16 protein-coding genes are annotated in these 13,104 nt (G+C 52.3%); 5 read left to right on the top strand and 11 right to left on the bottom strand.

Annotated elements, in window-relative coordinates; translation table 11 throughout:
* Nucleotides 1-24: 24 nt before the first annotated feature.
* From CWO84_RS24535 to CWO84_RS20090, 5 genes are all read left to right on the top strand, one after another.
* Nucleotides 25-177 carry a hypothetical protein gene (locus CWO84_RS24535; RefSeq protein WP_051669688.1) on the top strand — a complete coding sequence of 51 codons (153 nt, stop codon included), beginning with the start codon at nucleotides 25-27 and terminating at the stop codon, nucleotides 175-177.
* A 9-nt stretch (nucleotides 178-186) separates the two neighbouring features.
* Nucleotides 187-711, top strand: a complete 525-nt coding sequence (locus tag CWO84_RS20105) for a cytochrome c oxidase subunit II (RefSeq protein ID WP_033155639.1) — start codon at nucleotides 187-189, stop codon at nucleotides 709-711.
* Nucleotides 704-2,323: a b(o/a)3-type cytochrome-c oxidase subunit 1 gene (locus CWO84_RS20100; RefSeq protein ID WP_101054771.1), complete on the top strand. Its 1,620-nt coding sequence runs from the start codon at nucleotides 704-706 to the stop codon at nucleotides 2,321-2,323. Before CWO84_RS20105 ends, CWO84_RS20100 begins: the two co-directional genes overlap by 8 nt.
* A 2-nt stretch (nucleotides 2,324-2,325) precedes the next feature.
* Entirely contained in the window at nucleotides 2,326-2,973 is a 648-nt protein-coding gene (locus CWO84_RS20095) for a c-type cytochrome (protein WP_033155641.1), read from the top strand.
* 90 nt (nucleotides 2,974-3,063) lie between these two features.
* Nucleotides 3,064-3,855: an elongation factor 1-alpha gene (locus CWO84_RS20090; protein WP_051669692.1), complete on the top strand. Its 792-nt coding sequence runs from the start codon at nucleotides 3,064-3,066 to the stop codon at nucleotides 3,853-3,855.
* 69 nt (nucleotides 3,856-3,924) lie between these two features.
* Here the strand turns inward: CWO84_RS20090 and CWO84_RS20085 are convergent, their stop codons facing one another.
* The 11 genes from CWO84_RS20085 to rsxA form a co-directional block, all read right to left on the bottom strand.
* Nucleotides 3,925-4,854, bottom strand: coding sequence for an HDOD domain-containing protein (locus CWO84_RS20085; RefSeq protein WP_101054768.1), 930 nt, complete (start codon nucleotides 4,852-4,854; stop codon nucleotides 3,925-3,927).
* 11 nt (nucleotides 4,855-4,865) lie between these two features.
* Entirely contained in the window at nucleotides 4,866-6,170 is a 1,305-nt protein-coding gene (locus CWO84_RS20080) for a sigma-54-dependent Fis family transcriptional regulator (protein WP_101054765.1), read from the bottom strand.
* A gap of 465 nt (nucleotides 6,171-6,635) precedes the next feature.
* Entirely contained in the window at nucleotides 6,636-7,100 is a 465-nt protein-coding gene (gene bfr, locus CWO84_RS20075; RefSeq protein ID WP_033155643.1) for a bacterioferritin, read from the bottom strand.
* Between the two features lies 1 nt (nucleotide 7,101).
* The gene (locus tag CWO84_RS20070) at nucleotides 7,102-7,323 is read right to left on the bottom strand and encodes a (2Fe-2S)-binding protein (protein ID WP_033155644.1); all 222 of its coding nucleotides are present in this window, start codon (nucleotides 7,321-7,323) and stop codon (nucleotides 7,102-7,104) included.
* Between the two features lie 3 nt (nucleotides 7,324-7,326).
* Entirely contained in the window at nucleotides 7,327-7,590 is a 264-nt protein-coding gene (locus CWO84_RS20065; protein ID WP_033155645.1) for an RnfH family protein, read from the bottom strand.
* Nucleotides 7,591-7,593: 3 nt separating this feature from the next.
* Nucleotides 7,594-8,304 (bottom strand): electron transport complex subunit E, encoded by a 711-nt coding sequence (locus tag CWO84_RS20060; RefSeq protein ID WP_033155646.1) that lies wholly within the window; start codon nucleotides 8,302-8,304, stop codon nucleotides 7,594-7,596.
* Between the two features lie 325 nt (nucleotides 8,305-8,629).
* The gene (gene rsxG / locus CWO84_RS20055) at nucleotides 8,630-9,367 is read right to left on the bottom strand and encodes an electron transport complex subunit RsxG (RefSeq protein ID WP_033155648.1); all 738 of its coding nucleotides are present in this window, start codon (nucleotides 9,365-9,367) and stop codon (nucleotides 8,630-8,632) included.
* 8 nt (nucleotides 9,368-9,375) lie between these two features.
* On the bottom strand, nucleotides 9,376-10,437 hold the full coding sequence (locus tag CWO84_RS20050) for an RnfABCDGE type electron transport complex subunit D (RefSeq protein ID WP_033155649.1): 1,062 nt from the start codon (nucleotides 10,435-10,437) through the stop codon (nucleotides 9,376-9,378).
* On the bottom strand, nucleotides 10,434-11,936 hold the full coding sequence (gene rsxC / locus CWO84_RS20045) for an electron transport complex subunit RsxC (RefSeq protein ID WP_101054762.1): 1,503 nt from the start codon (nucleotides 11,934-11,936) through the stop codon (nucleotides 10,434-10,436). The genes CWO84_RS20050 and rsxC overlap by 4 nt, the downstream gene beginning before the upstream one ends.
* A 13-nt stretch (nucleotides 11,937-11,949) precedes the next feature.
* A complete protein-coding gene (gene rsxB, locus CWO84_RS20040) occupies nucleotides 11,950-12,483 on the bottom strand; it encodes an electron transport complex subunit RsxB (RefSeq protein WP_033155651.1) in 534 nt (177 codons plus the stop codon).
* A gap of 10 nt (nucleotides 12,484-12,493) precedes the next feature.
* Nucleotides 12,494-13,075 carry an electron transport complex subunit RsxA gene (rsxA, locus tag CWO84_RS20035; RefSeq protein ID WP_026147191.1) on the bottom strand — a complete coding sequence of 194 codons (582 nt, stop codon included), beginning with the start codon at nucleotides 13,073-13,075 and terminating at the stop codon, nucleotides 12,494-12,496.
* Nucleotides 13,076-13,104: the final 29 nt, after the last annotated feature.

Raw genomic sequence — 13,104 nt, 5'->3', positions numbered from 1 at the left:
AAAACGCATACAAGAAGGAAGGATATGAACAATCTCTCAGAAGAAGAACGTCAAAAAATTTTGCAAAGCTCACCGGTCGGCACCTGGGCATTGATGTTGATAGTCGGCGGCGGCATGGTCGTAGCTTGGCTGTTAATGTACTACGGCATCTTTTTGCCTCGCGGCCATATTGGTTAAGGGGGAGACATGCATATCGATAAACTGGAAAAAAACTGGGCCGGTATCTCGTTAGGGATAGCCGGCCTGTTTGTGACCGTCATTTTAGGGTCAGCGTTTTTTCACGGCATTCACGCGCCGAGTAACGTCGAAACCATAGACTCCGCCAAATTGCATCTTTCTGCGGAATTTGCCGAGGATAAACTCGGCGTACAACATAACGCTAACGGTAGCGTCACCGTGCGCATGGTAGCCGGCCGCTACGGCTTTTATCCGAAAGAACTCACCCTGCCCGCAGAAACCGAAATCACCTTTCGCTGGGTCAGTCTGGACGTGATCCACGGCGTGCATATGCCGATGACCAATATGAGCACGATGATTGTGCCCGGCTACGTTGCGCAGGTAAGCACCGCCTTTCATCACGCCGGTGAGTATCCAGTGCTGTGCAACGAATATTGCGGCATGGGCCACGCCCATATGTGGAGCAACATCAAAGTGGTGAGCAAGGCGCAATGGGAAGCGCTCAATAAACAAGGGGGAGCAAATCATGGATAACTCAGCGGAAAAAAAATTGGCGCTGACCCATTTCTGGGTAGCGTTTGGCTCGTTCGGGCTGGCGGCAGTGATGGGCCTGTATCAGGTCATCGAACGTAGCGGCTTCTTCGGCTTTCTGGAGTCGAGGGAAGTGTATTACGCATCGGTCAGTACCCACGGGGTGTTAATGGGCTTTGTGCTGACCACATTTTTCATCATGGGCTTTGGCTATTATGTGGCCAACACCACCTTGAAATTGCCGGTTTGGAACAAAACCTTCGCCTGGACCGGCTTCGGCGTGGCCCTGACTGGCGTAGTCTTGGCGGCATTACCGTTGCTGCTGGGCCAAGCTTCGGTGCTGTTCACCTTTTATCCGCCATTGATGGCGCATCCGCTGTTTTACATCGGCGCAACCTTATTGGTCGTCGGCTCCTGGTTCTGGTGCGTGTCGATGATTGTCATGTACATGCAATGGAAAAAGAACAATCCGGAGCAACCCGTACCATTGGCGATGTTCGCCACCACCGCGAACGCCATTTTATGGCTGTGGACCAGCGCCGGCGTAGCCGCCGAAGTGTTGTTCCAACTGATACCCTGGGCTTTGGGCTGGATCGATACCATCGATGCCGGCTTGGCGCGCACGCTGTTCGCCTGGACCCTGCATCCTATCGTTTATTTCTGGCTGATTCCCACCTACACGGCGTTTTATACTTTGGTGCCCAAGCAAGCTGGCGGTTTTTTGTTCAGCGATGAGATGGCCCGGGCCGCATTCATCTTATTGGTGGTATTCAGCTTGCCGATCGGTTTTCATCATTTATACATGGACCCGGAACAAGGCCACGGCTGGAAAATCCTGCATGCGGTCGGTACCTTTGTCGTCACCCTGCCAACCTTCATCACCGGTTTTACCGTGATTGCCTCTCTGGAAATCGCCGGTCGTTTGAACGGCGGCAAGGGCTTGTTCGGCTGGATTGCTGCCCTGCCCTGGAATAATCCCATGGTATTGGCCATCATTCTGGGCTTGTTGATGCTGATCTTCGGCGGCTTCGGCGGCTTGGTTAATGCCAGCTACGCGATGAACGCGATGGTGCACAACACCGCCTGGATTTCCGGACACTTCCATCTGATCTTCGGCGGCACCACTATCATCATGTACTTTGGCATTGCCTATTACTTCTGGCCGATTTTGACTGGCAAGCCGCTGTTCTGCCCGTCCATGGCCATTGCCCAGCTTTGGAGCTGGTTCATCGGCATGATTATCATGACCACACCTTGGCACATCTTGGGCTTGCTAGGCCAGCCACGCCGCATCGATAGCGTCAATTACAACAATCTGTTGACGATTTCCTGGGAACCCTACGAGGTAACGATGATTTTCGGCGGTTTGATCCTGGTCGTTTCGGCCGGCCTGCTGGTTTACAACCTGTATAAAACCCATTTCGGCAGCGAAAGCTTCCAGGGCGAAGTGGAATACGCCGAGCCGATTCACGCGGTCAGTAATCTGCCCGGCTATCTAAACAACTTCACCTTATGGAATATCGTGATCGGCGTGTTCATGCTGATCGCGTTCGGCTATCCGATCCTGCAATTCTTCTTGATGGAAACCTTTGGTTCAGGCAGATGGGGGGTCTGATCATGAAAAAACTCATTCTAAGCGCAGCATTAGTGTTGCCCAGCGCGGCTTTTGCCCAGCCTTCCTCACAAGTCGCCTGGACTGCCGAACAGTTAAATTTCGTGAAAGCCGGCAATCCGCAAAAAGGCGAAGAACTGGCCAAGGCTTGCAGCGCCTGTCACGGCGAAAAAGGCATCAGTATCTCGGCGGCGTTCCCGTCGCTAGCCGGGCAATTGCCGACCTATTTGTACAAGCAATTGCAGGATTATGCCGACGGTAGCCGGGATAACGCGATGATGTCGGGCTTGGCCAAAACCCTGAGTAAACAGGACGCCGCCGATTTGGCGGCATGGTTCGGCTCGCAACCGCCAGCCTTCCAATCGAAAACAGTAATGGTCTATGAAAAAGCCGAAGCCTTGGTTAAAAACGGCAGCCGTGAGCGGGTGTTACCACCTTGCGAAGTCTGCCATGGTGGCGACGGCAAGGGCCAAGCCGTCGATATTCCGGCCATCTCCGGCCAAAATGCCGATTACATCTCGGCCACATTGCATGCGTTTAAGGAAGGCTCTCGTCACAACGACATCTACAGCCGGATGCGCATCATCGCGCAAACCCTGACTGATGAAGAAATCAGCGAACTGGGTTATTACTACCAAAATATCAAAAACTAGTAACATGCTTGGCACGGGAGGCAAGGCTTTTGCCTCCCGTTTGAAACCTTGCGCTAAGCGATACCCTGCTCAATAACCCGGAAAACATCTATGTCTGATCGCAACCAAACACCTGTTAAATATGCGTACAAAGGCGCCAATCTGATCAGCTTCGGCCTCTCGATCAAATTGCTGTTCACCGGTTATCTAACGACGATAGCCGCCGGTTATTTGATGGCCTTAATCCAGATTTTGTTTACCCACGGCATGGCCGACGGCAAATTCGGTTTGTCGATGGACGATATTGTTTACAGCTACTATGGCGACCGCTCCGGTTCGGTGTTGGAATCCAAATTAAATGGATCGATGAAATATAACGCACCGGAACAGGAGCGTTTCAAAATCATTCAATGGGTCAGGGATGGCGGTGAGGAAGCGGTTTATAACAAGGACATCAAACCCATCGTCGAGCAATTTTGCATAGGCTGTCATAGCGCCAATGCCGGTTCGTTGCCGGATTTCACCAAGTTTGAAAACTTAAAAAAGCTGACCGAATCAAACGAAGGCGCTACCTTTCAATCACTGACCCGGCTGTCGCATATCCATTTGTTTGGGATCAGTTTTATTTTTATGTTTGTCGGCATCATTTTCAGCTTTAGTACCGGTGTGCCTTGCAAATACAAATACCCCGCCATCGTGATGCCTTATTTGTTTCTACTGATAGACATCGCCTCGTGGTGGCTGACTAAACTCAATCCCCACTTCGCCTTATTGGTGATTGTCGCCGGGGCCGGCTTGGGCGTTTCCTTTGCCTTTATGTGGACCGTGTCCATGTATCAAATGTGGGTACTGGGCGGCATTCTGAAGCAATCCGACCGCCGCAATGCAATATTGCGCGATTAACTGCTGCGTTGCTTGATAGGGGCACCGGATAATTTGTAGGCGCCCCCTTTGCGATAACAGGCGGCGAATTTAATCGGTAAGTTGTTCCGCAGTGGCTAGAATTTTCGCTAAATCGTCATTTTGGCTGTCGAGTATTTCCAGACAAACCGCCTCATCCAAGCCCAGCAAGTCCGGCACTTCCTCCGGACACACCTGGTTCGAGGCATCGCCTATGCCTAAACGTCCCAACAGGCAATCGCTGTAAAACGTCAGCAGATTCAGTTGGTGGTTTTCGCCGCGATAAAAGGGGTTGTGATGGTGATAGACAATATCGGTAATCATGCGCGGCATCGACCACACATTCATCAGCCAGGCGCCGATTTCGGCATGATTCAGCCCGAAGGCAAAAGTTTCCAGATTGAAAATCGCCAGACTGGGATTGGCGTTGATCAAACCACTCAAATAACTAAATTCGTCAGGAAAACGATGTCCCAGTAACGGGAAACCGATATTGTGCATCAAGCCTGATAAAAACAAGGCTTGCGGTTCCGGTCTGATGGCGGCCGGCATAACGGCGGCCAACTGCGCCATCAAGCGGGTGCTCGCCAAGGCATGGGTCCAGAACATCCGCGTACCTATCTGCCCTTCCTTCGGCGATTTCAACGGTGCCAGCACAGCCAAACCCAAAGCCAAATCCAATACAAAATCAAACCCCAACACACGAGTAATCGCATCATGTACCGTCGTGATCTGGCCGCGATAACCGTAGAGCGCTGAACTGGCCCAACGGGTAATTTGCGCTGTCAATAAAGGGTCGAGTTCGATGATGTCGGCTAATTTGCGCGCATCCGCGCTGGGATCGGCGATCAGATTCAATATGCGCAGCGCGCTGCCGGGCAAAGGCGGCAGCGCTTTAATCTGGGCGATAGTCTCGCGCATGTCGCGCGGCGGGGTCAAACCGTTGCGTTGCCGGCTGCCAACGTTATCAAGCGTCCAGTTTATCAGGTTGGATTCCATCATTGCCCCGCCACTTAATTTAGATTGAGTCGGTTAAGTTTACGGTACAGCGTTCGTTCACTGATATTCATTTCCGCCGCTATCAACTTGCGATTCCCCTGATACTTGCTGATCAAACTATTGATAAACTCCGCCTCGAATTGCGCCATGCTGTTAATTGGCGGGGAATATGCATCGCCACTTGCCTCACTGGTGGCGGCCGGCTCCCCTACTGCTTGGCGCTGCATAAAATGTATGTCGGCTTCTTGAATGCTTTTATCCTGACACAAGCCGGCCGCCAATTGCAGACAGTTTCGCAGCTCGCGAATATTGCCGGGCCAAGCGTATTGGATAAGCTTGATTAAGGCCGATTGCGTCATTGTATAGCCGCTATCGGCCTCGGTGTTTAACTGCGCTAAAAAATGATCGATCAATAAGGGCAAGTCCTGTCTACGCTGCCTCAGTGGCGGCACTTCGACCGGAAACACCGATAAACGGTAGAACAAATCTTCGCGAAACCGACCGGCTTTGACCATGTCCGCTAAATTTCTATGCGTAGCACATACCACTCTGACATTGGCTTTTTGCATCGCCGTGCCGCCTACCCGCCGAAATTGGCCGCTTTCCAGGGCGCGCAGCAGTTTGGGCTGTTGCGACAGCGGCAAATCGCCAATCTCGTCGAAGAACAGGGTGCCATTGTTAGCTAATTCGAATAAGCCTTTTTTTGCAGATGTCGCGCCGGTAAACGCACCCTTTTCATGCCCGAACAATTCGCTTTCAAATAACTCTTCGCCCAGAATCGTACAATCGACAATCACAAAATTGCCATCCGCCTGCCGGGAATGGCTATGCACAAATTCCGCCGCCAATTCCTTACCGGTGCCGGTCTCACCCAGCAATAATACCGGTGCTTGCGTATCCGCCGCCTGTTGCAGCCGAGTTTTATATTGTGCAAACGCCGTCGACTTACCGATCATGGCCGGTGCCTCGTTGCCTTTTGCCGCGGATCTTTTCAACACGGTTAGCGTTTCGCCTAAATACAATGTGGCATCGGCATCCAGCAACGGAAAACCGCGCGCACTAAAAGAACGCTGGGAACTGGCATCGTTGGTGTCGGCAAAAATACCGGCGTAGGCTTCCAGAGTTTGAAACAAGCGCTGATGGCGGCAATTGCGGTTTTCGACGCAGCAGGGTTGGCCGACCAAATTCTGCCGCATGACGCCAAAACTCTGTTCCCAAGCGCGATTCACTGCCACGATGCGTAAATCGGCGCCGATTATGATCAGCGGCAGATCATGAGTTTCCAGCAACGATTCCAGCGTAAAGGCACTGTGCGGCATAAATTCCTATCAATGTTTTCGGTGTTGTTAGCGCATTAAAGGCCATTTAAACCCTTCGGCCCTTGGCATCAATGTTGCGCAATACCGCTAAGCATAACTCATTCATCACCAGGGAACACCTATCAAAGTTGGTCAACTGCCGTTATGAATACGCCTATGTTTTAACCCTAGGGCAAGCGAAGCAGCATAACTATAGACTCAGATGCGCCTACTGGGTGGGTCATCAAAACCGCGATGGCGAGAATAGGTGTCTCATTCATCCCTCAACGATAAGTGTGCCGGTATGCGAGCCACTGCTAATGACCGCAATCCAGTGAAAAAGGGAGGTTAAGAATTTCAGGAAAATGCAAAAGATGATGGACAACAACGATATGACAATCGTTGGCAAACTGCAGCGTCGGGGCTTACTAACCAAACGGGGCCGGCAATCGGCCCCGTAAAGTTTTTTTTGACTGGAGCGCCTATTTACATCTGCGATTGCAGATAGTTTTGAATGCCGACTTTTTCGATCAGGTCCATCTGGGTTTCCAACCAATCGACATGCTCTTCTTCGCTTTCCAGAATGTGTTCGAACAATTCCCTGCTGACGTAGTCGTTGATGCTTTCACAATAAGCTATCGCCTCTTTCAACAAAGGCAAGGCCAGATGTTCCAATTTAAGGTCGCATTCCAGCATTTCTTTGGGGTTCTCGCCTATCATCAAACGGCCGAGACTTTGTAGATTGGGCAATCCTTCCAGAAACAAAATCCTTTCGATCAACTTATCGGCGTGTTTCATTTCGTCGATCGATTCGTGATATTCCTTTTCATTCAGCTTTTGAAAGCCCCAATTTTTGAACATCCGGGCATGCAAAAAATATTGATTGATGGCAGTTAATTCGTTTTCCAGTGCCTTATTTAAAAATTCGATTACTTTTTTATCGCCTTGCATGTCAAATCTCCTGGGTTTTTATGATTAGTTGGGCGTCATTCGCAGCCTGCAATAGCCGACATGCATTTTTTCTATCCAAAATTTGCGCAATGTCCTTGTTACATTTACCGCAATCGCCCCCGACGCCGAAACATTGCACCAACTGTTTCCGCGAGCATAAACCGCTGTCTATGGCAGCATCGAGCTGACTGTCGGTGACGGCTTTGCAAAGACACACGTACATGGGCTACGCTACTCGCCTGCGCTGAACTTGCGCGGGATCGGCGGTGATTTTACGATAAATCTCCACGCGGTCCCCTTCCTTAACCGACGCATCCAATTTAGCCAGTTTACCGAAAATCCCGACCTTTTGGTTCTCCAAATCGATCTCGGGATATTGCGTCAACACGCCGGACAATTCAATCACTTCGGCGATGGTACTGCCCTCCGGCACTTCCAGCCGCAACCAGAGTTGCCTGTCCGCCTGCGCATAACATACACCCACATTCATAGTTTACGCCCCTTCTTCCAAGACAACCGGATCAATAATGGTCGGTTCTGTAATTTTGGCCGCCGCTTTCCGGTCCAACAAGCGTTTCAATGCCACCATGAAACCCAGCATGATGAAGCCACCCGGCGGCAAAGCCATCAGCAAAAAACCTTTGTATTCCGGAATCAAAGTGGTTTCCAAAAACCGGAAACTTTCCCCCAACAGCACAGAGGCGTTGGCGAATAAAGTGCCGGCGGAACTAATCTCTCGCATCGCCCCCAGTACCACCATCGCCGCAGTAAAACCCACCCCCATCATCAAACCATCCCACATCGACGGCATCACCGGTTGCTTGGAAGCAAACGCTTCAGCTCGACCGAGAATGACGCAGTTGGTGACAATCAACGGGATAAACAGGCCCAGTACCTTATGCAACTCATGCATCCAGGCGTTTAGAAAAATATCCACCAAGGTCACCAACGCAGCAATCAGCAGCACGAAAATCGGGATGCGAATTTCAGATGGAATCAGATGCCGGCTAACCGATACGGCGGCATTGGATGCCACCATTACCACCATGGTCGCCAAGCCCATGCCCAAGCCGTTGGTTGCCGTCCCGGTCACTGCCAGCAACGGACACAGCGCCAGATTTTGGGTCAGCACGACGTTGTTGTCCCATAGGCCGTCGCGAGCGATTTTTCTGTATTGTTCTGAAAACAGAATCGAAAGATTCATATTGGTTTCTCCAAAAATCGTGAGCAAGTGTTAATACCTGAGAAGATCGCGACGATTTTCTTCCCGTATGCCGCGCCGAGCACCGAAGCGTTTGGCGAGACCAGCCCGATAGGGGAGCGGCATGGATGCCGCTCGTTTTCGGAGGGGCTGGGAAGCCCCTTTCGAAAACCCTCGCCAAACGCTTCGGAGCGCAGGAACAAAGCGGCGTTCGGGCCGCCTTTCTTTTGGATACTTTTCTTTGGCGGAGCAAAGAAAAGTATCGCGGCTGTCGGTCCGCGAACCGACATGCAAACTAAGCGTCGCGATAGCGACACCAAAAACACTATCAACTAGGCTGCAACAACTCCGCCTGATGCACCTTGTAAAACTCCAACCCCCGCTTGATGGCCTGTACGACCTTGCGCGGCGTAATCGTCGCCCCACTAAACTGATCGAACACCCCGCCGTCTTTCTTTACCGCCCATTGCTCGACGGTCAGGTTATTTAAGGATTTGCCGTTGAAAGACAGCACCCACTTGGACTTGGTCACTTCAATCTTATCGCCCAATCCCGGTGTTTCGACATGAGCGATAACCCGCACTCCTAGGATTTCGCCTTTGCTGTCAATACCCATCACCAAACTGATCGGCCCGGCGTAGCCATCAGGTGCGACGAATTTAAAACAGACTGCGTTAACCAAACCGGCCTTTTTAGCCAGATACACTTCGGTTTGCTCCGCGCCCAGATTAGCATCGGCGGAAGACAGCAATACACTGTCTTTCAGCAAGTTGTTATCGTACAGCTCAGCCGGAACCACTTGCTCCAGGTTAGCTTGCAAATCTTCCTGCAAGCGCAACTCGATCACACCACGGGTCGCCAGATCGGCAACACCCAATAAAATCGCCGCCAGCAATGCAAATCCCCCCAACACGCCAGCCTGATACTGTAATAGCGGCCGCAGTTGTTCCAAATTTCCTGGCTCCAGCCACACGGCCAGTTTTTGCCTAAAGTTACTCAAGATACGCAAGGCGTACTCTACATATCGGTTGGCTTTAGGAGGTAATTTAACGGGTTCGGAATTCATGACCAGTCTCAGGAATTGGAAATATCGAGCGGCTTGCCGTTTCGGTAGCGGCCATAAATTCTGGGACGAATGTAATGATCGATCAGCGGCGTAACCGAGTTCATCAATAAAATCGCAAAACCGGTGCCTTCCGGATAGCCGCCCCAAGAGCGGATCACGAAAATCAATAAACCACAGCCCGCACCGAAAATCACTTGGCCTAAAGGTGTGTTAGGCGACGTGACATAATCGGTGGCGATAAAGAACGCTACCAACATCACCGCGCCGGAATTCAAATGCACCCAGGGTCCAAGGTAATGCTGACTATCCCAAGCATGAAAAATCGTCGACAACAGAAGGATACTGAACAGCAACGAGACAGGGATGTGCCATTTGATGACCCCTTGGCGCATCAGCCAAATGCCGCCGGCCAGTAATAATAAAGACGAGGTTTCCCCCAAACTGCCGCGCTCCCAACCGAGAAACGCTAAAAATCCCGAATATTCGATCAAACTGCCGGGCAACAGCCGGTTTTGCGAAAACTCAGTCTTGACCCAACCCAACGTCGTGGCGCCGGTCACCGCATCCGGGTTTTCCAAACCGCTAAAGGTGATCGCTAAGCTATCGATCACACCGGGCCCGGTGAACAAAGGCGATACGTTGGCCCAGGTAGTCATCTCGATGGGAAAGGAAATCAGCAACGCCACCCTGGCCAGCATGGCCGGATTGAACAGGTTTTGCCCCAAGCCGCCGTAGACATGCTTGCCCAACACAATGGCCAGCGCCGAGCCAACCACGCCTATCCACCAAGGCGCCCAAGGCGGCAGAGTCATAGCCACCAGCAGACCGGTGACGATCGCCGAACCGTCGCGCAAATAAGGCATTGCCGCCACACCTTTCATCTTCAGGCACAAGCCTTCGAAAGCCATGGCAGACAGCACGGTCACCGCCAGCAAATACAAAGCCGGCCAGCCGAACAACAACACGCCACAGGCCGTAGCCGGTGCCAGGGCAATAATCACCAAACGCATGATTTGATCGACGCGGCGGGTGGCCGCCACGTGAGGCCCGCTAATCGGTTTATTACTCATACGGTTTCCTCTGCTGGCGCTGCTTGCGCCTGTTGTGCGGCAGCCAAACGGGCAGCTCTGGCTTCCTGAGCACGCAAAGCTTCCGCTTCGGCTTCCAATCTGGCTCGCTCCATCCGATTATTTCTATCTTCGACTAAACGCTTGGTTTGTTCAGCCTTGTGCTCGGCTTGTTGGCGTTTAACTAACTCGCCGGAAGCGAATTTAAAGTAATGCACCAAGGGTATATTCGACGGGCAGACATAAGAACAACTGCCACAGCTAATGCAATCTTTTAGGCCCAAATCAACCGCAGAGTCTAATTGATTGGCTTTGATCCGGCTGGCCATTTCCAAGGGCAACAAACCTACCGGGCAAGCGGTCACGCAACTGGAACAACGAATGCAAGGCTGTATAGCCGGCTCGTCGATGTCGGCATGCGACAAGGCCAGGATGCCGTTGCAGGCTTTCACCACCGGCACTTCGGCAATTGGCAAAGCGTCACCCATCATCGGTCCGCCCATCACTAAGCGGGCCATTTTCGACTTTTCCAATCCGCAAAACGCTAATACTTCCGACATCAAGGTGCCGATGGGCACTTCCACATTTCTGGGTTTGGCAACGGCCGCGCCGGAGACCGTAACCACCCGGCTAATCAAGGGTTGTCCCAAGCAAATGGCTTGATAGACGGCAAAGGCAGTAGCGACGTTGTGCACCACCACCCCAATGTCCGTGGCGCGCCCGTCGGCGGGAATTTCCTGGCCGGTTAAATAACGCAACATTTGCCTATCCCAACCCATCGGATAGCGGGTCGGCACTTGCGCCACCACGATATTGGAAAAATCCCGGGCGGCCGTTTGCATGGCCGCGAAAGCTTCGGGTTTATTATCTTCGATACCCACCATAGCCTTCGGGGCATCCATGCCGCGCAACATTAACCGGATGCCGGCAACGATTTGCTCCGCGCGCTCTTGCATCAAACGGTCATCGCAAGTCAGATAAGGCTCGCATTCACCGGCATTAATCAGCAAGGTATGAATCTTGTTTTTACGCCCCAAACTGAGTTTGACCGCCGACGGGAATACCGCACCGCCTAAACCCACCACACCGGCGGCACCGACTCGTTGGCATATTTCTTCCGGTTCGAGTTGAAATGGGTCTGCCGGAACGATTAACTCGGCCCATTGCTCTTTACCGTCGCTTTCAATCACCACGGTGCGAATCGGCAAGGCTGACGGATGCGGTGCCGGAAAATCTTTGACGTCGGCAATAACGCCCGATGTTGGTGCATGCACAGGCGCCGAAATGGTGCCTTGGCTATAGGCCAGCAATTGGCCCTTCAGTACTTTCTCGCCGACCTTCACCACCGGCTCGGCAGGCTTGCCGACATGCTGTTGCACCGGAATGTACAATTTCTTAGGTATTGGAAAATCGGTAACAATGCTAAGCGGAGAGGTTTCGGATTTGTGCTCTTCGGCATGGATACCGCCGCGCAAACGGGGATTTTCGAACAAGGCGAACATAGGTGTCTCCGTCTCAAGCGGCCAGCGGTTTGGGCCAGCGCCAGTTGCGCAAGGTCACTTCCACAGGGTGCATTTGCAGACATTCGGTGGGACAGACTTCCACACATTTCTTGCAACCGATACAGGCATCCGCCACCACCGCGTGGATTTGTTTGGGTGCGCCGACGATGGCGTCTGTAGGACAAACCTTGAAGCAGCGGGTGCAACCGGTGCAGGTTTCTTCACTGACTCTGGCCACCATCGCTTCCTGGTCTTGGGTTTGGCTCAAATCGACATCAACACCCAGTAATTTGGCCAGTTGTTCCACCAGCGACGTACCGCCCGGCGGGCATAATGTTACCGGCGCGGCGCCGGACACCACAGCCTCGGCAGCCGGCCGGCAACCTGGGAAGCCGCATTGGCCGCATTGCGAACCGGGCATTAAGGCTTCAACTTTCTCGATTAACGGATCGGACTCCACCTTCAGATATTTGGCGGCAATCCCCAAAGCCACGCCCAGCAACAATCCCAGCGATGTCAAAATAACGATGGCAGATAAAACGTACATGATGTGCCTCTTATTTGCTGTAAAGCCCCGCGAATCCCATGAATGCCAGCGACAGGATGCCGGCGGTGATAAATGCGATGGGGGTGCCGGAAAAAAGCGCCGGCACTGCCATGAGCGCTAAGCGTTCACGTAGGCCGGCGAAGAGCACCATCACCAGGGTAAAACCCATTGCCGAACCAAAGCCGAACAGCAGGCTTTGCACGAAATTGTATTTCTCTTGGATGTTAAGCAGCGCCACACCCAAAACCGCGCAATTAGTCGTAATCAGCGGTAAAAAAATCCCCAACACCTGGTACATCACCGGGCTGGTTTTATGTATCACCATCTCGGTAAACTGCACTACCGCGGCGATCACCAAGATAAAACCCAGCACGCGCAGAAAACCGATATCGAACGGTATCAATAAACGATGCTCCAGCACCCAGCTGGCCGCGGACGCCAGCGTCAAGACAAACGTTGTCGCCAAACCCATGCCCAATGCGGTGTCCAGCTTGTTGGAAACGCCCATGAATGGGCATAACCCCAAGAACTTGACCAACACGACATTGTTGACCAAGGCTGTACCCAATATCAGAAGTAAGTATTCGCTCATCGTTTTCGACCCGGTGTTTTGCAACAAGA

It is taken from the genome of Methylomonas sp. Kb3, from assembly GCF_002834115.1.
GTDB lineage: Bacteria > Pseudomonadota > Gammaproteobacteria > Methylococcales > Methylomonadaceae > Methylomonas > Methylomonas defluvii.
The sequence above is the reverse complement of the archived record's forward strand: the minus strand, read 5'-3'. Positions and strand labels throughout refer to the sequence as shown.

What these genes read in the sequence shown, in the direction of transcription:
- CWO84_RS24535 (WP_051669688.1), top strand. Translation starts at nt 25, where the DNA reads ATGAACAATCTCTCAGAAGAAGAACGTCAAAAAATTTTGCAAAGCTCA.
- CWO84_RS20105 (WP_033155639.1), top strand. Translation starts at nt 187, where the DNA reads ATGCATATCGATAAACTGGAAAAAAACTGGGCCGGTATCTCGTTAGGG.
- CWO84_RS20100 (WP_101054771.1), top strand. Translation starts at nt 704, where the DNA reads ATGGATAACTCAGCGGAAAAAAAATTGGCGCTGACCCATTTCTGGGTA.
- CWO84_RS20095 (WP_033155641.1), top strand. Translation starts at nt 2,326, where the DNA reads ATGAAAAAACTCATTCTAAGCGCAGCATTAGTGTTGCCCAGCGCGGCT.
- CWO84_RS20090 (WP_051669692.1), top strand. Translation starts at nt 3,064, where the DNA reads ATGTCTGATCGCAACCAAACACCTGTTAAATATGCGTACAAAGGCGCC.
- CWO84_RS20085 (WP_101054768.1), bottom strand. Translation starts at nt 4,854, where the DNA reads ATGATGGAATCCAACCTGATAAACTGGACGCTTGATAACGTTGGCAGC.
- CWO84_RS20080 (WP_101054765.1), bottom strand. Translation starts at nt 6,170, where the DNA reads ATGCCGCACAGTGCCTTTACGCTGGAATCGTTGCTGGAAACTCATGAT.
- bfr (WP_033155643.1), bottom strand. Translation starts at nt 7,100, where the DNA reads ATGCAAGGCGATAAAAAAGTAATCGAATTTTTAAATAAGGCACTGGAA.
- CWO84_RS20070 (WP_033155644.1), bottom strand. Translation starts at nt 7,323, where the DNA reads ATGTACGTGTGTCTTTGCAAAGCCGTCACCGACAGTCAGCTCGATGCT.
- CWO84_RS20065 (WP_033155645.1), bottom strand. Translation starts at nt 7,590, where the DNA reads ATGAATGTGGGTGTATGTTATGCGCAGGCGGACAGGCAACTCTGGTTG.
- CWO84_RS20060 (WP_033155646.1), bottom strand. Translation starts at nt 8,304, where the DNA reads ATGAATCTTTCGATTCTGTTTTCAGAACAATACAGAAAAATCGCTCGC.
- rsxG (WP_033155648.1), bottom strand. Translation starts at nt 9,367, where the DNA reads ATGAATTCCGAACCCGTTAAATTACCTCCTAAAGCCAACCGATATGTA.
- CWO84_RS20050 (WP_033155649.1), bottom strand. Translation starts at nt 10,437, where the DNA reads ATGAGTAATAAACCGATTAGCGGGCCTCACGTGGCGGCCACCCGCCGC.
- rsxC (WP_101054762.1), bottom strand. Translation starts at nt 11,936, where the DNA reads ATGTTCGCCTTGTTCGAAAATCCCCGTTTGCGCGGCGGTATCCATGCC.
- rsxB (WP_033155651.1), bottom strand. Translation starts at nt 12,483, where the DNA reads ATGTACGTTTTATCTGCCATCGTTATTTTGACATCGCTGGGATTGTTG.
- rsxA (WP_026147191.1), bottom strand. Translation starts at nt 13,075, where the DNA reads ATGAGCGAATACTTACTTCTGATATTGGGTACAGCCTTGGTCAACAAT.